Here is a 24,928-nt window from a genome sequence, read left to right as displayed (position 1 = left end):
GGCTAAAATGAACAAGTCCATTAATATCCAAGATACGTTTCTGAATCAATTGCGCAAGGATTCTATACCTGTAACGGTATACCTCATCAATGGATTTCAGGTGCGAGGGACGATTAAAGCATTTGACAATTTTACGATTGTGATCGACTCGGATGGAAAGCAGCAGCTGATTTACAAGCATGCCATCTCCACCTTTACACCGCAACGCAATGTATCGCTTGTACAGCAACAGGATAGCGCTAGCGATAACTGATTACGGCTTGACGGTCGTCCGGGTTCATGAAACTTTTCAGGCGTCCGTCTCGTCTAACTGTATAGGAATGTGACCGGGAGCAACCTGATCAGGGTTGTTCTTTTCATTCCGTTTACTTTCAAGCTGCCGACAGCAAGCTTTAAGCTTATGTTAGGTACCATATGATTATTCGCGAAAGGGAGTCAGGGGAATGCCAAACGATTCATTGTCCAGATCCGGCAATCGCAATAGAAACACATCTAAAGAGAAGCCGAAGGGCAAGAAAAAGAAAATTACAGGTAAGCGAATTGGATGGACGCTGTTTATTACCGCGGCGGTAGCTATATTTTGCGCACTTGGTGGCTATTTATTTGTCATGGTAAATGGCGAAAAAATTTACGATGCGAACAAGGACAAAATCACAGTGAATGAGACATCAAAGGTTTATGACCGCAACGGTGTGCTCATGGGTGAGTTGTCTGTGCAAAAAAGTGATCCTGTCAAAAGTGAAGAAATACCAGACTTGCTCAAAAAAGCTTTTATTGCAACCGAGGATAAGCGTTTTATGGAACATCAAGGAGTTGATATTTGGTCTATCGGCCGGGCAGCCGTTAAGGATATCGTGGCCCGTTCGGCAGTGGAGGGCGGCAGTACGCTAACTCAGCAGCTGGCCAAAAACTTGTTTTTGACACGTGACAAAACCTTTTTCCGTAAAGCGACAGAGGTATCCATCGCAATGGCGCTGGAGCGGAGGTTGACTAAAGATGAAATTATTACTCTCTACTTAAATCGGATTTGGTTTGGACGCTCCTATTCTGGAATTAAGGCAGCGTCGGAAGGTTATTTTGGGCAAACCAACTTAAAAGAATTAAAATTGTGGCAAATTGCTACACTGGCAGCTATTCCGAAAGGGCCATCCAAGTATAATCCGATCAGTAACCCGGAGAACTCGAAGGCACGACGTGCGGTGGTTCTCCAGCTGATGTTTGAGCAGGGGATGATTGGAAAGCAAGAGATGGAAGAGGCCAAGGCTGTAAATTACAATTACAAACAACCAGAAAAAGTTCAAAAGTATCAAAATTTTATGGAATACGTCATGGATGAGGCAGAGGATGCACTGCCAGGAGTTAGCGGCAATGATCTGATTATTGGCGGTTACAAAATTCATACCACAATGGATGCCCAGGCTCAAAATGCGCTGGATCAGGCGATGGCAGATGATGACATGTTCGAAAAAAGTCCTGACGATCAGCCAGTTCAAGCTTCGATGGTCATTATTAACAACCAGACAGGTGGAATTGCCGCGATGGCACCCGGACGGGATTACAAAAAGGGAACCTTCAATCGTGCGACACAGAGCCGCAGACAGCCAGGATCGGCCTTCAAGCCGATTGTAGCCTATGCGCCAGCTCTCGAATCCGGTAAATTTACGATGGATACTCCTTTGAGTAACGAACGCCAGAGCTTTAACGGATACAGTCCGAAAAACTTGCATGGTTACTCGTCGACCATCAGCATGCTCGACGCGATTACGAAGTCTGAAAATATTCCGCCTGTATGGTTGCTGAACCAAATCGGTGTGGAAAAAGGGGTTCAATTTGCCGAGAGCGTAGGCATTCCGATGGACAAAAACGATCACTCACTTGCTATCGCATTGGGTGGATTAAGCAAAGGGACGAATACCCTTGAAATGGCGCAGGCGTACAGCTCATTTGCCAATAAAGGACAATTCCAAAAGGCTTATTCTATTAAGCAAATTAACAATAGTGATGATCAAGTAGTTTATACTCATGAAGAGGAAACTAAATCTGTAATGAGTGAAAAAACGGCTTATGAAATGACAAAAATGATGCAAAATGTAGTCAATAGCGGCACAGGTCGCAAAGCACGCATTGACTGGCCTGTAGCCGGTAAAACGGGTACGACCCAAAGTGGAATTAGCGGTAATAGTGGTAACCGGGACATCTGGTTTGTCGGTTATACGCCAGAATATACCGGAGCAGTATGGATGGGTTATGATAAGCCGGACAGTAAACATATGCTCAGAAACTATAGTGGGCAGTCGGCAGCCTTTTTCGGAAGGGTCATGGGTGAAGCTCTCAAGGGGCATCCGGTTACGCAATTCAGCGAGCCGAAGGGATATGAACCACCAGTTGAGCAGAAGCCAGAAGAGCCGGTTCAGGCTACCGCTCCAAGCGGGCTGAGCGGGTCTTATAGTCAGGACACCCAAATTGTATCGTTGTCCTGGAATGCGGCAGAGGGAGACAATGTACAATACCGTGTTTATCGTAAAGAGTCTTCCGAAGGAAGCTTCAGGACGATTATGGAGGCGATGAGAGGCACGAGTGGCGAAGATACGTCTCCTGTAGCTGGAAAAACGTATCAATACTATGTCGTAGCTTATGGAACGGATGGTAAAGAATCCGCAGCTTCGAATACGATTAGTGTAGAAATTCCGACAGAGACTACTCCGATAGATCCGCAGCTAGGAAATGATCCTAATCAGGATGGAACTGTACCGGATAATGGCGAGAATATAGATGGTCAGGACGGCACAGACCAGGGGAATACGACTCCTGGAGGTACTGATAACGGTACTGGTTCTGACCAAGTACCAACGTCTCCTGGAGGTAACAATGGAAATGGTACTGGAGGCACAGGCAACAGTAACGACAATTTTGGGAACGGAAACGATACAAATACGGGGAATGGTCAGACGACTACGCCGGATTCAGGTATAACTGATGAAAATACTATGACCAATCCAGAAAATACAGATGCATCTACCACAGGTGCTATTATGGATGGAAGTCAGGAAAGCAAATCCAACGGTCATTCAAACTCCAATCGTGGACGTCACAACCGGGATTAGCAAATATGTTTTATGTAAGATGATATTGGCTTCAAATCAAAGGTATTTTCGGACTGTTTTGACAGTCTGAAAATACCTTTTTTGCTGTAATACAGGGGTTCTTTTTGAGTGTACAGTTTAAATATGGTAAGCTGGTTTTACCAATGTTGGAGAGGAACATCATTTATGAAGCGCAAATTCGGAGACCGGGCCAACTGGCGCAGAATCACCAATCGCAAGTTTGCTTGCCGGTATGTAGAAAGTGACGCGTTTACAGGATATATGACCCTGTATACCATTTTGAGTCTCAAGGAGCCGTTATGGAAGAGTTACGGTGGTCATACGTTTTGCATAGCCGATAAAGGATATTCCTGGCTGCAATATTATCCAAAAGGTGAGCACTATGTGGTGACTGCTATGTTTGACAATCGGGAGCAAATCGTTGAATGGTATATTGATACCTGCCGAAATCAGGGTGTGACCGATCAAGGAGTCCCTTGGTTTGACGATCTGTATTTGGATGTTGTGGTGCTTAAAAACGGTGAAATCTTCCTGGTGGATGAGGATGAATTGGAGGAGGCATTACAACGGGGGCATATCTCAACGCAAGAGGCAGAATTGGCTAACCGTACAGCGGCTGATGTGTTACATCAGATAGATGCCCACGTGTTCCCTTATTTTAAAATGTCGCTGAAACACCGAGCAGAATGGTTTCACAACGGTGATTTCAAGAGAGAACGGTGAAAGTTTTGCAGTGGATTAAAGACATCGGGCCCCAACGCCCTGAGTTGAAAAGCAGGCAGAGTCGCCTTAAGAAAATATCTATGGTAACCAAGCGTCTTGTACTTTCTTTGATAATTTTCATTTTGATCGGATTGGTATGGGCAGGAATCCGAGTGTGGAACATGAATACGGCCGCCTCTACCACTCCGCTCCAGCAAGTGCAAATTGGTATCGTATTAGGTGCTTCTATGTGGGGGGCTGAGCCCAGTCCTGGATTGAAGGAAAGGCTGGAAGAAGCCTTGCGCTTATACCGCAACGGGACGGTACAGCATCTAATTGTAAGTGGTGGACTGGATAAACCCGATTTTCCGTATACGGAGGCTGAGGGCATGCAACGCTATTTGGTAGATAGAGGGGTCCCTGTACAGCATATTTTGTTGGAAAACCATGCGACCAGTACTTACGAAAATCTGCTCTATAGCCAGCGCATTATGAAGGAATATGGATGGACCTCTACCGTGATCATCACACATAGCTATCATGGCCCTCGGGCGATGGAGATTGCTCAATTCTTAAAGTTTGATCATCCTCAGATGGCTCTGACGGAATCTAAAGTGCTGAATATGCCAATTCATCAATCAAGAGAAGTATTGGCATACGCTAAATGGACGCTGCAACGGTGGTGGATCAGCGCTCAAACTTGGGTTGCCTGAATTAAAGAAAAGGCTTTGTGCACGTTCCCGTTGCTTTTATGCTAATAAGGACATGCCAGACCGAATACATTAATAGGGTAAGCTGTGCCTGAAGAAATGTTGAGGTGATGGATGCATGAACGGACGGGGAATCGCCGCGGGCAAGCGGTCGGAGGAGAGACCTTCCAGACAAATTAATGTCGTGCTGCGTAGCCCGGAGCCGATAGCTTCGGTGACTGTGGACGAGACGGAAGCAGTGGCTTCAACCAAGTCACAGGCGCTACCGCAGTATCTCAGTCTTTATCAGGAAATTCAGAAAGAACTCGATCATCTCGTCGGCTTGGATAACATCAAAGACCTGGTATTTGAGGTATATGCCTTTTTGCAAATCGCCCATATGCGTACGGATGCAGGACTGTTGAGCAATGCACACGTGTATCACATGATTTTCAAAGGAAATCCAGGTACAGGGAAAACGACAGTGGCCCGCATTATCGCTAAAATGCTGCAAAAAATGGGGGTACTGAGCAAAGGTCATCTGATTGAGGTGGAGAGGGCTGATCTGGTCGGTGAGTATATTGGTCACACGGCGCAAAAAACGCGAGATCTGGTAAAGAAATCTCTTGGCGGCGTGTTGTTCATTGATGAGGCTTACAGTTTGGCACGCGGAGGGGAAAAGGATTTTGGAAAAGAAGCGATTGATACCTTGGTAAAGTCCATGGAAGATCAAAAAAATCAATTTATTTTGATTCTCGCTGGATACTCGGGGGAAATGGACTTTTTTTTACGAACGAATCCTGGTCTTCCTTCTCGCTTTCCAATTCAGTTGGATTTTCCTGATTATACTGTGGATCAGCTCATCCAAATTTCCGAGATGATGGCCAAGGAGCGGGATTATATTCTCATGCCTCAGTCCATAATTAAAATGAAGGAGCATTTGCTAAACGAGCGTAATGACAGTCTTCATGCATTTAGTAATGCACGCTATGTTCGTAATGTGATTGAAAAAGCGATTCGGCACCAAGCTGTCAGGTTGCTTAATCAGTACAGGAGCGGGCAACCCGGCAAACAGGAATTGATGACGCTGCGTCCAGAGGATTTGAAAATGGACAAAAGATAGGCGATAATAGGAATCTGAATCACATCGAATGGTATGACATGGAACGGGGGCCGACCTGAACATCAGGTCGGTCTCTGTTCGAGAGTTGACATGAAAATAAAGGAGCAAACAATATGGCGAACTCCACTCATGATACACAAACCGAAATGCAGGACAAGGCGGTTCTGGTCAGTCTGATTACGGATGAAGTCAAACGATCTGGTATTAATACGGAATACTCGTTGGATGAGCTGGTGAAACTGGCTGAGACAGCGGGAGTTGAGGTACTGAGCGTCCTGACACAGAATAAGGAAGCCAAGGACTCAAAATGGTTTATTGGTAAAGGAAAAGTAGAGGAATTGCGTGCAGTTGCTGAAGAATTGGGAGCGAATACAGCTATTTTTGATCAGGAGCTCTCGGGGGCCCAAGTACGGAATCTGGAAGAAAGTCTGGATCTCAAAATTATTGACCGTACACAGTTGATTCTGGACATTTTTGCTCAACGTGCAAAAACCCGGGAAGGTATTATTCAGGTTGAACTGGCGCAGTTGTCATATTTACTCCCCCGTTTGTCTGGACATGGCAAAAACCTCTCGCGTCTTGGCGGCGGAATCGGAACACGTGGTCCTGGTGAAAGCAAGCTGGAGACAGACCGTCGTCATATCCGTGACCGAATCAGTGATCTGAAACGCCAATTGGAGGAAGTGACCCGTCACCGGTATTTGCACAGGGAGCGCAGACAAAAGAGCGGTATTGTTCAGGTTGCACTTGTTGGCTATACCAATGCGGGCAAATCGACGCTGTTGAAGCAACTGACAGCAGCCGATGTATATATTGAGAACCAACTGTTTGCGACGCTGGATCCTACCTCCAGAACAATGGAACTTCCGAGTGGAAAAGAAGTTATTCTTACGGATACGGTCGGTTTTATTCAAAATCTTCCTCATGATTTGGTGGCTTCCTTCCGGGCTACTTTGGAGGAGGCGAATGAGGCACATCTCATTTTGCATGTCGTGGATGCGTCTTCGGATATGCGAGACGAACAGATGAAAGTTGTAGAGACGATCTTGCAGCAGCTAGGGGCTGCGGACAAGCCTCAGATCGTATTATTTAACAAAAAAGATGCCTGTACTCCTGAGCAACTCGAAATGCTTCCTTCCGGGGAGGGTTATTTGAAAATCAGCGCTTTTGATGAAGGGGATTTGCTGGGCATTCGCGAACTGATTCAAGAGCATCTGAGTGGTGATACGCTGAGATTTCGTATTCCTGCGGAACGTGGAGATTTAACATCGGTGCTTTATCGAATTGGAGATGTACTACTGACAGAGTATGATGGCAATGATGTCATTTATGAAGTTGAAATTCAAAGAGGCGAGTACGAAAAGTATGGTCATGCGCTCAGCGAGTTCACAGAAGGTTAACATCTAATGATGTTTTTGGGTCAATAAAATGATAATGCTCATCGTTCAAAGTGAACAATAATATAACATGAATAGCCTAAGGCTGCGTAAGAGAGAGGGTCAAGAAAGTAAATGGTAGTTTTTAGTCCAGAAATACAGCAAATTCAGGAAACGGCAGAACATAAAATACAAGAACGTATACAGCACATAGATCATATTGTAGATTCAAATCAGTGGAAGGTAATTCAGGCATTCCAGCGGAAGCAAGTGAGCGATTTCCACTTTGCGGGTTCGACGGGATATGCTTACAATGACCGGGGACGTGAGGTGCTGGAAGAAGTCTATGCGGAAGTGTTCGGTGCGGAGGCAGCGTTGGTGCGTCCGCATTTTGCTTCGGGTACTCATACAATTGCCACTGCTTTATTTGGTGTGCTGCGTCCAGGGGATGAACTGTTGTACATTACTGGGAGGCCTTATGATACCCTGCATAAAGTGATTGGTAAGCCCGGCGACGGAACAGGATCATTGCAAGATTTTGGCGTTACTTATGGGGAAACCTCACTAACAGCGGAAGGTAAAGTGGACTGGGAAGCGGTGGAGTCTGCGATCCATGCCAATACCAAAGTGATCGGTATTCAGCGTTCACGCGGTTATGATTGGAGAGCTTCGTTTAGTGTAGCAGATATTGAAGAAATGACAGCACGTGTGAAGGAAATAAAACCTGACGTCATTGTCTTTGTTGACAATTGCTACGGTGAATTTACCGAGAAGCTGGAACCTACTCAAGTCGGTGTCGATTTGATGGCAGGTTCGTTGATTAAAAATCCCGGTGGTGGCATTGCAGAAACGGGTGGATATATCTGCGGCAAACAAAAGTATGTAGAACTGGCATCCTACCGATTAACTGCACCTGGAATTGGTGGAGAAGTAGGAGCCATGCTAGGTACTACACGAGGCATATTTCAGGGACTATTCCTTGCTCCAACACTGGTTGGGCAAGCGGTTAAAGGGAGCGTATTCGCAGCTGCGGTCTTTGAAGAGATGGGATTTGAGACCAAACCTGCCTGGCATGAAGAGCGTACGGATTTGATTCAGGCTATTTCTTTTAGTGGACCAGAGCATCTAATTGCTTTTGTACAGGGCATTCAGCGTGCGGCTGCTGTGGATAGCCATGTGGTGCCGGAGCCGTGGGATATGCCTGGTTATGAGCATCCAGTTATCATGGCTGCAGGTACGTTCATACAAGGAGGAAGTTTGGAACTATCCGCAGATGCCCCTATTCGTGAGCCTTATATTGGTTACATGCAAGGGGGGTTAACCTACTCTCATGTTAAATTTGGAGTGCTTATGGCTCTGCAAACGATGAAAGAACGTAAATTATTGTGAGTTTTTCTAACATGTCATTGACACTTTGCATCAGCTAAATGTACAATAAGGTGTATAATAGATCACTGGAAGGTTGATGACAAATGGGCGACGAAATTCGCAGAAATATGGCCTTATTTCCAATAGGTATTGTCATGAAGCTAACGGACTTGTCAGCGCGTCAGATTCGTTATTATGAACAGCATAACTTGATAGTTCCTGCCCGTACATCGGGAAACCAACGTCTTTTTTCTTTTAATGACGTAGAGCGTCTGCTTGAAATTAAGGCGTTGATCGAGAAGGGTGTTAACATTGCGGGAATTAAACAAGTCATGAATCCGGTTACCAAGGAATCGGAGGAAGCTACGGTTATTACTGCAGATACGGAAGTTAAACGCCGTGAAATGTCTGATACTCAGCTTCACCGCTTGCTGAAACAACAACTTGTTGCAGGCAAAAGGCCAGGACAGGTATCCCTGATCCAAGGTGAATTATCACGGTTCTTCAATAAGAGATAATGTCTTGACTTACCTCTTGGTATAAGGTTGCCTTACTTTAAAACCTGGTCTCATCATTTAAGTAATTTATAGAACAACTGATTCGTATATAGTCGTTACAGAAAGGGAGAGGTTAGAGTGAGTTATAGCAGAGAAGATATCCTTCGGATTGCGAAAGAGGAAAATGTTCGTTTTATTCGTTTGCAATTCACAGATTTGCTGGGCACTATTAAAAACGTTGAAATTCCGGTTAGTCAACTGGAAAAGGCATTGGATAATAAAATGATGTTTGACGGATCTTCCATAGAAGGTTATGTGCGTATTGAAGAATCTGATATGTATTTATATCCGGATTTGGACACTTGGGTTGTATTCCCTTGGGTAACCTCGGATCGTGTAGCTCGTTTGATCTGCGATATTTACAAGCCGGATGGAGTCCCGTTTGCAGGTGACCCACGGGGCATCTTGAAACGTGTACTTAAGGAAGCCGAAGAGCTGGGATACACTTCGATGAATGTCGGACCAGAGCCTGAATTCTTCTTGTTCAAAACGGATGAAAAAGGCGAGCCAACTACAGAACTGAATGACCAAGGCGGGTATTTTGACCTGGCTCCGATGGATCTGGGTGAAAACTGCCGTCGTGAAATTGTACTTAAGCTTGAAGAGATGGGCTTCGAAATTGAAGCATCCCATCATGAAGTTGCACCTGGTCAGCATGAGATTGACTTTAAATATGCAGACGCGATTAAAGCTGCGGACCAGATTCAAACGTTCAAGCTCGTTGTTAAGACGATTGCTCGTCAGCATGGTTTGCATGCTACCTTTATGCCAAAACCTTTGTTTGGTGTAAATGGCTCTGGTATGCACTGCAATCAATCGTTGTTTAAGGACAATGAAAACGTATTTTATGATGAAACGGACGAACTCGGATTAAGCCAGACGGCCCGCCACTATATGGCTGGTATTCTGAAACATGCACGTGCAATGGCAGCGATCACGAATCCAACAGTAAATTCCTACAAACGTCTCGTACCTGGTTATGAAGCGCCTTGTTATGTGGCTTGGTCTGCAAGCAATCGCAGTCCAATGATTCGGATTCCCGCGTCTCGTGGTCTGAGCACTCGCGTCGAAGTTCGTAACCCTGATCCGGCAGCGAATCCTTATTTGGCCTTGGCAGTGATGCTGAGAGCTGGTTTGGATGGGATCAAACGTCAGTTGGCTCTGCCAGCTCCGATTGATCGTAACATTTACGTGATGTCTGAAGAAGAGCGGATTGAAGAAGGCATTCCAAGTCTGCCTGCAGACTTGAAAGAAGCTTTGTCTGAACTTATTCGTAGCGAAGTTATCTCTGACGCACTGGGTGACCATGCATTGGCCTACTTCTATGAGCTTAAGGAAATTGAATGGGATATGTACCGAACCCAAGTTCATCAATGGGAACGTGATCAATATCTGACGCTTTACTAAAATGGGAAATCCCTTGGCGCTCTAAGCGTTGAGGGATTTTTGCTTTGGGGGTAGTATATGGATATTATGAAGTTGAATTATAAAGCGCCCCCAAATTGCCCCCAAACTTTTTATTATCGAAATAAATTCTCAGTAAAAGACTCATATTTCCCCATGTTATTCGATTCTATTTTTTTTGAAATATGAGCATAGATGTCTGATGTTACTTGGATGCTACCATGTCCCAAGCGTTCCTGCCATATTTCATATCAGCACCAGCTTCTAATTGCAATACTGCGTGCGTATGTCGAAGAGAATGGATAGGTAAGGGGGGGAGTGCCGTTCGTTTTAATATCCTAGAAAATGAATTGAACAAAGACGATTTCGGGATCGGACTTCCATCTGTACGACACATAATTAGATTAAGATCATGCCTATACATTTCGCCTAAAGTGATCTTGTTTTGATTTTGAACATTTAGGTGGTGTCTTAATGCAGCCAATAAGGTGTTACTTATTTTTAAGGTTCTTTTTGAGTTGAATGTCTTTGTATCACCAAATAAATCATCAGGATTCTCAGGGAGATCGTAATCTAAAGTTTTACTAACGGTTGCCAAGCCATTTTTTAGATCAATGTCTGGCCACTGTAACGTGCCAACTTCTCCTTTTCGCATACCTGTTCTAACATAAACATAAAGAAAAACCAATAAATATATCCGTATTTTTTTGCATTTGCTAGAAATTCAGGAATGTGCTCTGACTCAATAAATTTTACTTTATCTGATTTCTTAATCCCCCTGATAGTCACACCTTCACACGGATTCTTATCCAGTTTACCGAGCGTAACAGCCTTTTCTAGCGCGTCATGCATAGTGGAATGTATGAGTTCTACTATACGTCTGCTATAAACTTTATCCCCTCTACCTTTACTCTTAGAAAGCTTATTTATGAATTTTTGATACATGAGCGGCTTTAATTTTTGTAATGTGATTTTTTTGAAGTGGGGTTTTATGTGCTTTTCAATGTTGTACTCATGAAGATTCAACGTATTATGGAGACGTTCTTTGGTGGAACTTCCCGATTGAAGAACCACCATATTGCGGTACTCCATTGGATGCAGACTGGCCGGATTATCATACACATTGGACGCCAATAACCATACCTATAATGGATAGAAAGGAGTAAGGACATGCCGGAAGTATTTAAAATGCCAAAGTATCCATGTGCATTCTGTAAAAAACGAGAGGCGACACAGCTTTGTGATTTCATAATTGACCACTACTTCACAACAGCTAAGGATGAAAAAGGACGAATGATCGGTATGCAACATGAAACATGAAACATGCAATAAGGGCGGCAGTGGCAAGTGCATGACGGAGGGTTAGGGCGCATTCAAAACTAAATATGAGACAAGGACTCAGCTGTCTAAATGACGATAGTTCTCTAAATAACTGAGACAATCATCATTTAGACCGCTTTGAAATTACTAATTATTCCTGTGTAATTGATCAAACTTAGGGCCAACATTCTTCATGTTTTCTAAAGTAGCGTAATAAGCTTTATACCCCCCTACAATTAAGAAAACAACGAACATGATTGATAGGATTAAAGATAGACAAAATTGGATAGCCCTTTCATTCATTTAACTTATCACCTCCTTACGACCTAATACTTTCGACGCATAAAAAGGTATATCCTTCCTAAGCGTCGAATCCTGTTAGAAAGAAGAGGGGGTGAAAAGAATGTTGCCAGGATTTATAATTGGATATACAACACATATTGGATTAGAAGAATTTACTCGTGAAGGTGTCGTTAGAATTAAAACCAAGTCTGACGAGCATGGTGCAATGCCATAGTGGTTCCGAGAGAAGCCCTTTTTGACTATGAGCATTATGATGAAGAAACGCCATCACCTACAATAGGAGTTAACCTTAATCAAAAAAATATTATGACTAAGCAATAGTAACAGCAAGCTGCCAATAGGCGGCTTTTTTATTTGTTCAGGAAACTTTTCCTTGGCTTAATTTACATGCAATAACATACATAAAACCGCAGTAATAACGAATTAGAAAAAGGATATATTGTATCCATAAAATAACGTAAATTCGAGGTCGCTGAAAAGCGGCCTTTTTGCATTGGAGGAAAGTAATATGCCAATTAAATCTTCACGGAGACCCCGCCTGTCCTGGCTAGGTCACCACGTCAACCCGTTTTATGTAATGGATGTGTCTGGGGCGATTGGACTGGTACTAAACAATTATGTATGTTTCCATCCTCTGTTCAAACAAACATGAAAGGAGCGAAATGCAGTGAACCTCGTTCAGCCGATCCGCGATTCTAAAAAGCTGGAGGCCATTAAGCAATATTTGAAAGAGAAAAATGAACGGGACTACATTTTTTTTTGATTGGAATCAACACAGGATTGCGTATATCGGATATTTTACCCTTGAAGGTCAGCTCAGTTAAAGGAAGCCATATTGTAATTGCTGAAAAGAAAACGAAGAAAAGAAAGAACATCCCCATTCGAGAAAACCTTCGCAAAGAGCTTGATGCAATATATATCCGGTAAACTGGATAGCGATTATTTATTCCCGAGTCGCAATAAAAGGAGAAGATCCGAGATTGTGCCGATCAGCAGCAGTATGGCTTACAAAATACTGAATGGTGTAGCCCGGAAGTTCGGATTGAAGGAAATAGGAACTCATTCTATGAGAAAGACATGCGGGTACTATTTTTATAACGAAACGAAGGATATAGCGTTACTAATGGATCTGTTCAATCACACTGAACAGAAGGTGACATTACGTTATGTAGGTATCCTTCAGGACACTTTAGACGATGTTTTGAAGGATTTTGAGTTGTAGCAATTCTCTACAATAGGGTAACCGTGAATTCAAAATGGGAAAAGGACAACAAAACAAATAGCACCAAGCAATCTACGTGTTTTATGAGTTACCGAGAATATATAGTATAGTGAATTAGTTTTACATTATTTAGTTTAACAAGTGCTAGTTTTCTAGTAGTTAGAACAACATCACGAATAAATGCAAGTGGAGCGCTAGATTTATTTTTAGGCCTCCGCGTTAAAACCAACTCGAATACTTTGGTGGTGGTGAAAATTAAGTGAGCAGAGAACGAAATCCAAACCGGAAAAAGGCGCTGAAAATGTGGTTGGATAGCGGACGTAAAATGAAACTTAAGGATATAGCGTTAAAGCTGGGTGTGAGCGATTCCCGCATCCGCAAATGGAAGGCACTGGACAAGTGGAGCGAGCTTCCCGAAAAAAGAAAACGCGGGGGGCAAACAGGTAATAGGAATGCAAAAGGGAATAAGGGCGGAAGTGGTGGCCCTCCTGGGAACGACAAAGCAGTCACACATGGATTCTTCCGTAAATTTATGCCTCAGAATCCTGAGTTTCTTGAAATCATGGACGCAGTTCAAGAAATGGACCCAGTTGAAATGATCTGGTACAACATAACAACCCAATTCCAAGCCATCGTATGGGCACAACGAATTATGTTTGTTGAGGATAAAGGGGGAAATGATTAAAGAACTTAAAAAAGTCGAATATGAAATACACAATAAAGGCACTAGGAAAGAGAAGAAGCTTGAGCAAGTAGCAATTAAAGAAGAACATGAATTTCAATTTTCATGGGACCGTTATTCCGGGGTTTTATAGCACGCGCAGGCGGCAAGGAACCAGTTAACCAGCGGAAACATGAAACAGCCTGGTCAGAAACCCTTGCGCGGTTCAATTCCGCAGCGTGTCTTCTATTTTTCCATCGATGGGAGAGGTATTGTGAAAAAGAGTCCGAAAACAGGAAAATGTATGCTTTGCAATGACCCTAATCCGAACCGGGAGAACACAACAATGGGCGCATCCTTTTGTAATACGTGCTGGGAAACTATGAAGTCCGGTGATGAGGATAAACTGGGTGAGAGAATTGTCTGGGACGAGTGTTTGATGGAAATAAAATGTTAGACCGTGAAAATATAGTTCTAGACTGGCAGCGGCGGCGTTAAGCCAACGGGCAGGATGGTAGATAAAATATGTTATCATTGGATTGTGCAAAGCTTATTCCGCCTATTCGAAGGGAGATTAGTAGAAATGCAAAGTGCTCAACAGGTGCTAACAAATTATTTTCAAGCATTAGGAAGCAAACAGATTGATAAAGTGATCGAATTGGTTCATGATGAAGCGAAATTTATTATTCTTAAAAAAGAGCCTTCTAATAAAATTCCTTTATACGGCACATTTCATGGAAAAGAAGGTGTTAGAAATTATTTAAACTTATTAGAAGAAGCAGAACAAATAGAGAGTTTTGTCCTTCACAAACTCATCGGTAATAAGGAAGCAGCGTGTGCATGGGGGAATTTCCGCATCAAGGTCAATGTAACCGGGAAAGTGTTCGAGAGTGATTGGGCAATTATTTGCGAAGTAGAACAGGAGAAGATAAGGTTTTTTCAAATCTTCGAAGATACTGCCGCACTAGAAGAAGCTTTTGATTTAAGAGACTGTTGATATGTTAGTGCAGCTACACATCACTATGCTGAGTAATCATACGAAAACGTAGGTTATTGGCCGGCAACATATCGAATTTGGTCAAGTAATGCGTTACGCTAACGAAGAACGTTAATAGAATGATAACAGCGGCAGTCTAAGACTAATATCGAGAAAGTGAGCAAAAGCCAGCTTATAATGGTTTAATTGCCCATTTTCCGGTATTGTCCGGTCTTAGTTCTTTGACGGCCATTTTCTAATATCAGTAAAATGGTCTTGTTTGTTACTAAGTACAAATGCTTTTATGCAACAGCGTAGCGTTTTGCATCCCGCTTGCGGGAATAGAACCTATCGCTGTTTCTTTTTTCGGGTTTTAAATAAGCGCCTCGGTTCATTTGGTGCTCTAAATACATAGGCAGATACAAGTCACTCATTTGGGTGGCTTCTTTTATTGCCTTGAAAGGATTTTTGGTTTGAAGAAGAAGCAGAAGAAAGGAATTTTGCTATACATGAAAGGACCACCAAAAAAGCCAAAAAAATGCAAAGGTTGTGTATGGGGGAAGTGGGATGGGGTTAAGCAGTTTTGTTCCCGTACAGCTTGTGTGAAAGAATGAATTAATCCCATCTAAAATATCTTGCCTTACACAACGTTACACTTCTATGCATAGGCTATCAGGAAGTAAAAACTTTCTGAGGAGTGTGACAAAAATGTATTATACCCACGGGGGAATACAGTATTACCCAGCAGGTAGACCGCCACAACAGCATATTATAAATCCAAATCAGGTTAAAAATTACCTAAATCAAGCCGTTGATATGAGGATGAGTAATGGACACCGTCTTTGTAACGTCTTTATTACGTATGTGTCTCCGCAGACAGATAAAACACAACCAGACTATGGAGATATGACTTATGTAAGAATTATTGATGGGAAGTTCGTTTCTTTATCAAATAATACACAAAACATTGACGAGGTCGGACCTGCTGGTTCCTTATGTGGTCATCGACCATCGTGGTAGAATGTTAAGCACCCATTGAGGTGCTTTTTCTTTTGCTCTTATACGCCAATATGTGAGTTGTTCTAAGCACTTTTTCCGTTATCCGGACGAATACCGGAAAGAGTACAGCAAAGAGCAGAGAGAGGGCATACACACGCTCTGACAGCCTGTTATCCTGCTACCCGAATAGTGGAAACCAACTCAACTCAAATAGCCTTTTGAACATTTACACTACCTCTTTCATAGTATATGGCAGTTGATAAAGAGAGGTGGCTACTGATGGAAATACCAATAACAGGTTTTGTTGTTCATTCCCGTGATTCCGAATCTAACCATTCGCATAAGCTTTTTATTAGTTCGTGGGACGGTAGACCAGTTAATGTTCACGTACATCCTTTTAGTGGGAATACATCACTTGATGTAGGACACTACCACCATTACGCTGGAGTAACAGAACCAGCTCCAAGTGGGGTCCCGCATGTTCATAATTATTATGCAGAAACATCATTTAACGATCAACATACGCATCTAATTAGAGGTACTACAGGACCAGCCATTCACTTGACAGGTGGTGGGCATTACCATCATTTTGAAGGGTATACAACAGTAAACGGTAGAATTCCTCACGCCCATAGGTACAGTGGAAATACTGGAGATGAGAAAGACTACCGATATTAATCAATTTGAAAAACTCATCCCCATACAAATAGTGGGACTGATGGAGTTGGTTATGGCGGCATGTTTACCAGTGTCGGGGTTATTCTCGTACTATTTATACTGCTTATGATACTTGGGGGTTGTAATGCTTAAAGGACTCAGCCACAGGTTACTGAAGATTCGACTTTATAAATACAGTGTAATTGGCCAAACAATTTAAAATCAGTAGTAACAATGACGAGCTACTACTGGCTCGTCTTTTCTTGTTCCAAGGTGCTGACGCTTAGAAAGCAATTTGGATGGGATGGATCGGCTACACTCTTCTAGACAGAAAAATTGTGGTCTAATATAGTAGACTACAGACCAACCTAGAAGGAGCAAACGGATCATGACTAAAAAAGAAAGACGTACCTTTAGCGCTGAATTTAAAGCGTAGATGGTTCAGCTCTATCAAAGTGGCAAAGCACGAAAGGATATCATTCAAGAATATGATTTGAATCCTTCATCGTTGGATAAATGGGTGAAACAGAGTTCCACATCTGGATCCTTCAAAGAGAAAGACAACCGGACTCCAGAGGAATTAGAACTGCTCGAACTTCGAAAACAGAACAAGCAACTGCTCATGGAGAATGACATATTAAAGCAAGCCGCGCTGATCATGGGACGAAAGTAAATGTCATTCGCCAGAATAAACATAAATACTCGGTATCAGCAATGTGCGACGTCCTAAAACTCCCGAGAAGCACCTATTATTATGAAGAAAACAAAGTAGAAGTGACATCGGAGGGTGAGCTTCCCTCTCTGATTATGGACATTTTTCAAAGCAGCCGTCAAAACTACGGTACGCGTAAGATCAAAAAAGCGTTACACCAGCAAGGCTTTACAGTATCCAGGCGGAGTATTGGACGAATCATGAAGGAATACGGGTTGGTTTCCTCGTATACGGTTGCTCAGTACAAGCCTCATCCCACGAGATGCAATGAAGCCAAGCAAGCGAATGTACTGTACCGGAAATTTGAACAAGAGCAAACGTTGTCTGTCGTCGTAAGCGATCTGACGTACGTCCGAGTGGGTTCATATTGGAACTACGTATGCTTCTTTGTAGATCTGTTTAACCGCGAGATTATTGGCTACAGTGCAGGCCCTCACAAGGATGCCAAGCTGGTTTGCCGTGCTTTGGCTTCAATTAAGGGCAACCTGAATGACATTCAACTCTTCCATACCGACCGAGGCAATGAATTCAAGAATAAGCTCATCGACGATGCGCTAAAGGCTTTTCAGATTGAGCGTTCTTTGAGCATGAAAGGCTGTCCCTATGACAATGCCGTTGCGGAAGCTACTTTTAAAAATTTTCAAAACGGAATTTGTGAAGAAACGTCATTTTGAAAGTCTTGCTGAGCTAACCACAGAATTACATGACTATGTACACTGGTTTAACCATATTAGGATTCACGGTTCTCTGGATTACTTGAGTCCAGCTGAGTTCAAGCAGAGACACCACAAAAAAATTGTCTAGTTTAGTGTTTACAATCCATATGTGTTGGTGTTGGATGCCTTGAAGCCTTAGAAAGAAAACAAGTCATTACACCCGGGTATACTGGTACTTCTAAACCACTCACTCTCGAGAGTGACGAGTCGAGTTTTACATTGTTCTTCCTTATAGGATGGCTGGTTTGATGAATAAATACTATGCGAGAAAAATGATCTTTACTACTTACTACAGCGGCAGGTCGGTCTCTGAAGATTAAGGAAATTCGATTACTGGAAGCTTTGGATGAGAGACAGATTTCTGTTTTGAAAATATGCTAAATGATATTTGAGGAGCATCAGCCAAACAGCAAATTCCGTTTCGATATGGTGTTTTGGTGATTGGTAACAGGTAGTGGAACTTATAGGAAGATAACCAAAAGTCCACATACTAAAAAGAAGGACCCAAAGAGTATAGATACAGAGCCTCTAAATTTCATGTCGTCAATGTAAGCGTCGCTTGGTTCTGAGTCACCTTTGATCTTCCAGGCTTCGTTTGCACGCCATCCCCAAGTGGGAATTCGTTTACTTAAAATACCAAGTGAGAAAAAAATAATCGCGATAAAAATAAGCATGAATCCCATTTGATCAACTCCTTAAGTAAACTATACCAAAAAAGAACGACAGATGGAAAGTGTCGTCCCTCAAGGATAGATGGAAAAAAAGAGGGCTTTGCCCTCCCAGGCTGTCGAGAAAGTCTCGACAGCCTATTTTATGTTAATTTTGTTTAAGACGACACCGCGTTAATGTTGTATAATATAGGTAACTATTGTAGAACGGATGGTGTTGATATGCTACGCTCCAACCGCGAAAAACAACAATCCTACGAATTTGTTTCCATCGAAGATCTGGTTCCTCAAGATCACTTGCTCCGCAAAGTAGATAAGTATATCGATTTTTCGTTTATCGATGATAAAGTTCGACCACTGTATTGTGCAGACAACGGGCGTCCTGCCATTGATCCTACCGTATTGTTTAAAATGATCTTTCTCGGTTATTTCTATGGCATTCGCTCAGAACGGCAACTCGAGCGAGAAATTCAGACGAACCTAGCTTATCGTTGGTTTCTGGGGTTGGGCTTAACGGATAAAGTTCCGGACCATACGACGATTAGCTGGAATCGTCGCACTCGCTTTAAAGACACCACGATCTTTCAAGATATCTTCGATGAAATTGTGCTGCAGGCGATCTCTCACCGAATGGTGGGTGGGCGTGTTCTCGTCACCGATTCCACACACGTCAAAGCCAATGCTAACAGGCACCAGTACACCAAAGAACAAGTGTTGCAGAATACTAAAGACTATATGGACGAGCTGAACGAAGCGGTGAAGGATGACCGGAGAAACCACGGAAAAAAGCCTTAAAATCCCGAGAGGAAGTGAACGAAGAAAAAGAAATTAAAGTGAGCAAAACAGACCCGGACAGCGGCTATATGATCCGTGATGGCAAGCCCGAAGGCTTCTTCTATCTGGACCACCGCACGGTGGATATGAAGTACAATCTGATTACGGACGTGCATGTGACACCAGGGAATGTACATGATTCTGTCCCCTATTTGTCCCGTTTGGATCGCCAAAGAGAACGTTTTGGTTTTCAAGTAGAAGCTGTTGCACTAGATTCAGGTTATTTAACAACGCCGATTTGCCGAGGTTTGCAGAACCGAAAGATTTTTGCCGTGATTGCTCACCGAAGATTCCATCCCAGACAAGGACTGTTTCCGAAATGGAAGTTTGAATACGATGCCAAACGCAATGCGTATAGATGCCCAGCCCAACAGGAACTGCCCTACCGAACGACGGACCGTAAGGGATACCGGCAGTATGCCTCTGACCCAGCTCAGTGCCAGCATTGCCCACTGCTAAGTCAGTGTACCCAGTCTCGAAACCACCGCAAAGTGGTGACTCGGCATGTCTGGGAAGACAGCAAAGAGTGGGTACGGAGCAACCGGCTGAGCCCATCTGGTAAAAAGCTGTACCGCAAACGAAAAGAGACGATTGAGCGAAGCTTCGCGGATGCCAAAGAGCTCCATGGGTTTCGCTATTGCCGTTTGCGCGGTCTTCCAAACGTCAGGGAACAAGCCCTTATGACGGCAGCCGTGCAGAACATGAAGAAGATGGCGATCCACCTAGATCGCCTGGAGAAACAGGGGTAACCCCCCCTGCTTCTCCAGAGACCAGAGCATTATGATGTGAAAAAGAAACCCACGTCTCAAAATGACGGGGTTTCTCAACAATCTGAGAGGGCTTTGCCCTCCATATGATGGTGTAATGTTAATCTGAATAGGCAACCGCATTAAAACTTTCTATTCCTATTCGGGTGGCATCCGCTGTGCAAAATAAATATAAGGTATACACCAATTCATTTGATGGTGGTAGAGGGACATTGTAATCGGATGCATTAATGGTAACGACCTGTACAGCGTTTGGGTTTGCTTCGGAGACACTAACAGAGTAAAGGGCGTATGCAACAGGAGAGTCGAGAGTGCCTCTAACAATAGAAATAGCAATAACGGAGTCAAAAGGTGGAGTAGTGGGAAATGAAAGCTCAGCAATCCCTGATAATTGTACACGCATATTTTCCCCAGCGCCCGTCACGTCTAAGCCAAGCTCTGCGATGGCAACAGGAGTATTGGCTGGCATGGAGATTGAGATCGTATTACCGTAACTTGCGTTTTGAGATGTTCGAGCATCTAACAATCTAGTCATTATCTCATCTCCTTTTTTGGGTAAAGATTTTGCAAGCTGGAAATAGAAAGATACATACAGTGCAGGGGCTGGATCGGTTGATAGTAGGGCTATTAAGCTTTAGAAGGATAAGCAGTAATAATCTAACACGATAGGGTCAGACCTATGCCTATTTTCCCAAGATCAAGTCAACAGCCCAATCTTTTTGGTTAATTGCACAATAAGCTACTTTGACTAGACTTCGGAGGTGATCATTAATTATGTTTAGACATTATTATTGGCAAAAGAAAATGCATCGGAGAAAATTTAGAAGATGTGTAGTTAAAAAGGTCAAAGTTTTACCGAAAGTTATTGTTAAAGGGATCCGAGGACCTCAAGGACCTCAAGGACCTCAGGGACCGCAGGGAGCGCAGGGACTGCCGGGTCCACAGGGAGTTCCAGGTGCTCAAGGCCAGCAAGGGCTACAAGGTTTTCAAGGAATTCCCGGACCAACAGGACCCGCAGGAGCAGTTGGGCCAGCAGGACCAGTGGGACCGGCAGGAGCGGTAGGACCAGCAGGAGCAACGGGGGCAGCAGGGCCAGCAGGCGGCGGGATATCAGACTTCTTAAGTGTCTTCCGAGCAGATCCTGGTACGGGAACGGACACAGTTCCGGGTAACTCACCAATTACCTTTACTGGAGTTTTGGCTAATGTTGGAGGTGCATTTACTTTCACTCCTCCATCTACAACGATAACAATCAACGAAACGGGAAGCTATCTAATAGATTTTACAATTCATAACCAAGGTGATGCTGCCTTTAACCTTACCGTAAATGGAATCCCTGTTACTCTTGTTCCCTTCACGGGTAACGGTGGCGGACCAATTTCGGCAGAAGTCATTATTACTGTAGGGGTCGTTCCTACAACTATTCAATTGGTAAATGCAAATGCAACCCCAGCCCAACTTCATAACTTTACCAATACTACTCTTACTATATTAAAGTTGACCGTTTAAGCCATTTTTAATGATATATAGAACATTATATGTAGCCGCTTTAGAAAAGACTGTACGATTTCATATCGTCAGTTTGTCTAATTCACTTATAGTAAGCAGACGAATTTATGGGGGAGGGATTGTATAGCATGGCAAGAGAACGTAGTGGCAGTAATAAGATCCATTAAACACTATCACTACTCCAAAGCCTATCTTTAAAGTTAAAATGGTAAATCCGCAGTAACATTGTAAAAAAACAATGATATTATTCAAACATTGAAATATGAATGCTAAGAAGGTTAGGAAACTTTTCCTACCTTCTTTTTGTTGTGGCATTTAAAAAAGAAATTTATTCGCACGAAGATCAATAGTAAATCTGGATAAGTCAGACGTTATTCTGTATTTATAGTAGTTTGCGAATGTAGTCCATCCGGCATCGGTTAGCGTCAAAGATGGACATTGGTAGGGCGAACAGTTCCAAGTAACTCCAATCAGTGAGGCATTTTTAACTGGCTGTCAAAAAAGCATCAGCGGGCGTAAATAATTGACCTGAATCACACTAATGGAGATTTGCCGGAGCTACTTGTATCTGTATCGCACACAAGTTCACCAGTGGGAACGTGATCAATATCTGTACTTTACTAAATAGTGAAACCCCTTGGGGCTCTAGGGGATATGGCCCATTGGTGAGATAAACCAAGACACCTTCAAGGTAAATGGAAATTCTCTTTCTGAAAATGCCATAGTGGTAAGCGTAAAGGCACAGCATAGTAAAACAGCAAAGGCAATCGAATCATGAAGCTAAAGATTGCTGACAAATTGTCGAAAACATCAGTAAGTTCTTCAACATTAGTCATTAGAGAATCCAATGTGGCTAAGACAAAGAAGAAATTAGACAGTGTTGAGAAGGCTATAGCTAACTATAAGTCCTTCTCTTTTTCTTCCGAATTAGCATGGTCAGGAAAAGGAGGACAGGCAGAGCAATCTGAAAGATAGGCCAAACTCGAACCAAGGCTACATGAAGACCGAACCACAAAAATTCGGTTAACCTAGAGGAGAGAAACGTAAGGGCGTATATGATGATACTTAGCAACAGTAAAGCAGGCTTATATCTAAAGGGGGTTATCGTTTGAAGCCCAATGACGGCACCAAACATAAAACCAGCCGTTTTGATTCCGATTCCAATAAATAGAATCATCGAAAACAGGACATCAGCTCTCTCAACGATCTTCGGTAGCTGAATTAGTTGTGTAACCTCAAATAAGGGATAGGTGCTTGATGCTGCCCATTCCGGACCTAAAACCAGGATTGTTAGTTCATTCATTACAATAAGGAACACAGCAGTGATCCAGTAAACAATGACGATTGACCGCTGTAATTTACGTTTATCCGTAACAATCTTGAACAGCACAAGAAAAAGAACCGTCTGCCCGAAGGGAAAAGACACGATCTCGGGAATGGCAGCCTTCACTACGGGAGTTAGACCATTCTCCAATACAGGAAATAAAAATTCAAAGTGAATGAGTCCTGTAAAAGGAGTAAGCAATAATAAAATGCCATAACCAAAAACCAATAGAAGAAGGAAGATATGACATAGAAGGAACCAGACCCTCGGTCCAAACCACACTACATCGGCACAGACAATTAACGCTATAAACGTAATAACTTCGGTAGGAGTTCTGTTAAGTAATGTCAATGCGCCGAGCTCACCAATGTCCCTGACACTCCTGGAAGCTTCATAAGCAAAGTAACTGATGAACAGAAGACCACCCAGACTACCTATCCATTTTCCCCAATAATGGCATAGGAGCTCGTACAAATCTCGATGTGGATCAAGTTTATGCATGTATAAATACATGATTAGCAAGACGAAGCCTACAAGTGCGCCGATCAGCATGGCTAGCCATGCATCCTGCTTGGCTGTAGCTCCCAAGAGGAATAAGGTTGTACTGCCAACCTGAAACAAGGAAAAAGCGATAGCTAACCCGGATACCCTGGTGACGGTTTTATTCATACTTTTAAAGCCCCTTTATACAAAATGGGTTAGGTTTGACTTCCGATATGCTTCTGTAGGAGGCCAGGACGCTGAATCCGTGCATCCACTCGAATGTCCAGTTCTATCTTCTTGAATTCCTGATCCCAGTCTTTTTTCACCGTTCCCCACTCCCTTGGGAACCTCCGGTGAATCCGGTCAGCAAAACCAGTTGCGTCTACACCAAGTTCCTGAAGTTTAGCCCAGCCCTTATTTATCGTACTGGTCACTTCTTTTGCAATCTCTTCTTCCAGATCATGTATGGTCTTCGTCTTGGAAATATCCTTAGTGCATGTAGTTTCATTTAAAGTCCCATTAATTTTCACTCCAACCTGCATAGTGTAATGAGAACTGGTTTTTCTGGGTGTAAGCTTTACATTAGCAGAGTTTACTAGTATGGAAGAGTACATTTCCCTACCGGGCTGTTTGCTGCATGGGAACGAAATTTCGCTGTTGTTAATCTTTTGAGACAGATAAGATACACCCAGACTCTCTTCCTTGTTGAGAAACCCTTTGAGCTTTCCTTTTTGGAATACCGCCAATTTAGTCAATGCCAGTTTGAGCGGGGCCGAGGTTTTTTTGAAGACATCCAGACTCTCTGCTTCCTTCACATCCTGATAGTCCCCTTCTCCGGTCAACTCGGCGACCGGTACTCCAATAGATTTGGAATCCGAGTTCATGCTTAATACGAAATCATAAACCCTAACTTTCGGAAACACCGATAAAATATCACTCTCTTTGTCGACTAATTCAGCCATGGCGACGCCTTGAAGTTTTTCAGGCGGCAGTAATTTCTTTAATAGATCGGATGCTAAGCCGTCCGTTACAATCATAGTTACCATCTCCCTTGCTTCCGTATTACGAAGATAAAAATCAATTAAACGGTCCATTCCTTTCTCAGCCGCTCTCTTACCGATAAATACAACACGATTATGTGCTATGTAGATTTGTCTTGATGTTTTTAAATTGCTGTACGATAACGCCTGGTTATAGGTTTTGGACTTTACTGAGAATACATGGGATGCCGGTTGAGAAGACCCTCCCGTTCCTCCTCCGGTACCACTTGCAAGGGCGGAGGGAATAATAATCTGATAGGACATCATCCACTGTCCGTCGTCCATCATATCTACTCCTGTAGCCGCAGTTACCCACAGCTCATTCAGTTCGACTCGGTTCCAGCAACCCGCCAAAATGAATAATATGACCAAGGCCAAAATAAATCTGCCTAATTGGGACATATCGGTTCCTCC

Annotated in this window: 22 protein-coding genes and 2 pseudogenes; 18 read left to right on the top strand and 6 right to left on the bottom strand. The window is 43.2% G+C overall.

Features of this window, described 5'->3' with window-relative positions; all coding sequences use genetic code 11:
• The first annotated feature begins 7 nt into the window (after positions 1-7).
• From hfq to glnA, 9 genes are all read left to right on the top strand, one after another.
• Positions 8-253 (top strand): RNA chaperone Hfq, encoded by a 246-nt coding sequence (gene hfq / locus MKX46_RS03840; RefSeq protein ID WP_029518117.1) that lies wholly within the window; start codon positions 8-10, stop codon positions 251-253.
• A gap of 190 nt (positions 254-443) precedes the next feature.
• Entirely contained in the window at positions 444-3,104 is a 2,661-nt protein-coding gene (locus MKX46_RS03835) for a PBP1A family penicillin-binding protein (RefSeq protein WP_165146788.1), read from the top strand.
• 165 nt (positions 3,105-3,269) lie between these two features.
• Positions 3,270-3,827, top strand: a complete 558-nt coding sequence (locus MKX46_RS03830) for a DUF402 domain-containing protein (protein ID WP_029518115.1) — start codon at positions 3,270-3,272, stop codon at positions 3,825-3,827.
• Positions 3,824-4,519: a YdcF family protein gene (locus MKX46_RS03825; RefSeq protein ID WP_341070929.1), complete on the top strand. Its 696-nt coding sequence runs from the start codon at positions 3,824-3,826 to the stop codon at positions 4,517-4,519. The genes MKX46_RS03830 and MKX46_RS03825 overlap by 4 nt, the downstream gene beginning before the upstream one ends.
• A 115-nt stretch (positions 4,520-4,634) precedes the next feature.
• Positions 4,635-5,618 (top strand): AAA family ATPase, encoded by a 984-nt coding sequence (locus tag MKX46_RS03820; RefSeq protein ID WP_025718768.1) that lies wholly within the window; start codon positions 4,635-4,637, stop codon positions 5,616-5,618.
• A 113-nt stretch (positions 5,619-5,731) separates the two neighbouring features.
• Positions 5,732-7,018 (top strand): GTPase HflX, encoded by a 1,287-nt coding sequence (gene hflX, locus MKX46_RS03815; protein ID WP_029517891.1) that lies wholly within the window; start codon positions 5,732-5,734, stop codon positions 7,016-7,018.
• 111 nt (positions 7,019-7,129) lie between these two features.
• On the top strand, positions 7,130-8,383 hold the full coding sequence (locus MKX46_RS03810) for a methionine gamma-lyase family protein (RefSeq protein WP_318627206.1): 1,254 nt from the start codon (positions 7,130-7,132) through the stop codon (positions 8,381-8,383).
• Positions 8,384-8,466: 83 nt separating this feature from the next.
• Positions 8,467-8,880: a MerR family transcriptional regulator gene (locus MKX46_RS03805; protein ID WP_007430683.1), complete on the top strand. Its 414-nt coding sequence runs from the start codon at positions 8,467-8,469 to the stop codon at positions 8,878-8,880.
• 117 nt (positions 8,881-8,997) lie between these two features.
• Complete coding sequence (gene glnA, locus MKX46_RS03800; RefSeq protein ID WP_013310575.1) at positions 8,998-10,326, top strand: type I glutamate--ammonia ligase; 1,329 nt, start codon at positions 8,998-9,000, stop codon at positions 10,324-10,326.
• 202 nt (positions 10,327-10,528) lie between these two features.
• Here the strand turns inward: glnA and MKX46_RS03795 are convergent, their stop codons facing one another.
• Together MKX46_RS03795 and MKX46_RS03790 are read right to left on the bottom strand one after the other, a co-directional pair.
• Positions 10,529-10,978, bottom strand: a complete 450-nt coding sequence (locus MKX46_RS03795; RefSeq protein ID WP_341071897.1) for a tyrosine-type recombinase/integrase — start codon at positions 10,976-10,978, stop codon at positions 10,529-10,531.
• Positions 10,930-11,400 carry a hypothetical protein gene (locus tag MKX46_RS03790; RefSeq protein WP_318627208.1) on the bottom strand — a complete coding sequence of 157 codons (471 nt, stop codon included), beginning with the start codon at positions 11,398-11,400 and terminating at the stop codon, positions 10,930-10,932. The genes MKX46_RS03795 and MKX46_RS03790 overlap by 49 nt, the downstream gene beginning before the upstream one ends.
• A gap of 93 nt (positions 11,401-11,493) precedes the next feature.
• Between MKX46_RS03790 and MKX46_RS03785 the strand changes: the two genes are divergently transcribed.
• The 7 genes and pseudogenes from MKX46_RS03785 (at position 11,494) to MKX46_RS03750 (ending at position 17,977) form a co-directional block, all read left to right on the top strand.
• A complete protein-coding gene (locus MKX46_RS03785; RefSeq protein WP_318627209.1) occupies positions 11,494-11,643 on the top strand; it encodes a hypothetical protein in 150 nt (49 codons plus the stop codon).
• Positions 11,644-12,613: 970 nt separating this feature from the next.
• Positions 12,614-13,168: pseudogene (locus tag MKX46_RS03775) on the top strand (tyrosine-type recombinase/integrase).
• 259 nt (positions 13,169-13,427) lie between these two features.
• On the top strand, positions 13,428-13,853 hold the full coding sequence (gene terS, locus MKX46_RS03770; protein WP_341070927.1) for a phage terminase small subunit: 426 nt from the start codon (positions 13,428-13,430) through the stop codon (positions 13,851-13,853).
• The gene (locus MKX46_RS03765; RefSeq protein WP_155271700.1) at positions 13,846-13,983 is read left to right on the top strand and encodes a hypothetical protein; all 138 of its coding nucleotides are present in this window, start codon (positions 13,846-13,848) and stop codon (positions 13,981-13,983) included. Before terS ends, MKX46_RS03765 begins: the two co-directional genes overlap by 8 nt.
• A gap of 429 nt (positions 13,984-14,412) precedes the next feature.
• Complete coding sequence (locus tag MKX46_RS03760; RefSeq protein WP_029517858.1) at positions 14,413-14,826, top strand: nuclear transport factor 2 family protein; 414 nt, start codon at positions 14,413-14,415, stop codon at positions 14,824-14,826.
• Between the two features lie 1,257 nt (positions 14,827-16,083).
• Positions 16,084-16,482, top strand: a complete 399-nt coding sequence (locus MKX46_RS03755) for a YmaF family protein (RefSeq protein WP_081317533.1) — start codon at positions 16,084-16,086, stop codon at positions 16,480-16,482.
• A gap of 415 nt (positions 16,483-16,897) precedes the next feature.
• Positions 16,898-17,977, top strand: a pseudogene (locus MKX46_RS03750) (IS3 family transposase).
• Between the two features lie 373 nt (positions 17,978-18,350).
• Here the strand turns inward: MKX46_RS03750 and MKX46_RS03745 are convergent.
• Entirely contained in the window at positions 18,351-18,572 is a 222-nt protein-coding gene (locus tag MKX46_RS03745; RefSeq protein WP_069010594.1) for a DUF6199 family natural product biosynthesis protein, read from the bottom strand.
• Between the two features lie 207 nt (positions 18,573-18,779).
• Here MKX46_RS03745 and MKX46_RS03740 point away from each other — a divergent pair.
• Positions 18,780-20,140 (top strand): IS1182 family transposase gene (locus tag MKX46_RS03740; RefSeq protein ID WP_241113430.1). Its coding sequence is split into 2 segments (ribosomal slippage): positions 18,780-19,347 and positions 19,347-20,140, totalling 1,362 coding nucleotides; the frame shifts between segments, so codons are not numbered across the junction.
• A gap of 118 nt (positions 20,141-20,258) precedes the next feature.
• Here MKX46_RS03740 and MKX46_RS03735 read toward each other — a convergent pair.
• A complete protein-coding gene (locus MKX46_RS03735; protein WP_029517855.1) occupies positions 20,259-20,693 on the bottom strand; it encodes a hypothetical protein in 435 nt (144 codons plus the stop codon).
• 239 nt (positions 20,694-20,932) lie between these two features.
• Between MKX46_RS03735 and MKX46_RS03730 the strand changes: the two genes are divergently transcribed.
• Complete coding sequence (locus tag MKX46_RS03730; protein ID WP_341070926.1) at positions 20,933-21,667, top strand: collagen-like protein; 735 nt, start codon at positions 20,933-20,935, stop codon at positions 21,665-21,667.
• An 895-nt stretch (positions 21,668-22,562) separates the two neighbouring features.
• Here the strand turns inward: MKX46_RS03730 and MKX46_RS03725 are convergent.
• A complete protein-coding gene (locus MKX46_RS03725; protein WP_029517853.1) occupies positions 22,563-23,660 on the bottom strand; it encodes a GerAB/ArcD/ProY family transporter in 1,098 nt (365 codons plus the stop codon).
• A 29-nt stretch (positions 23,661-23,689) separates the two neighbouring features.
• Complete coding sequence (locus MKX46_RS03720) at positions 23,690-24,916, bottom strand: Ger(x)C family spore germination protein (RefSeq protein ID WP_029517852.1); 1,227 nt, start codon at positions 24,914-24,916, stop codon at positions 23,690-23,692.
• Between the last annotated feature and the right edge of the window lie 12 nt (positions 24,917-24,928).

This window comes from Paenibacillus sp. FSL P4-0113 (assembly GCF_038009305.1).
Taxonomy (GTDB): domain Bacteria; phylum Bacillota; class Bacilli; order Paenibacillales; family Paenibacillaceae; genus Paenibacillus; species Paenibacillus polymyxa_D.
The sequence above is the reverse complement of the archived record's forward strand: the minus strand, read 5'-3'. Positions and strand labels throughout refer to the sequence as shown.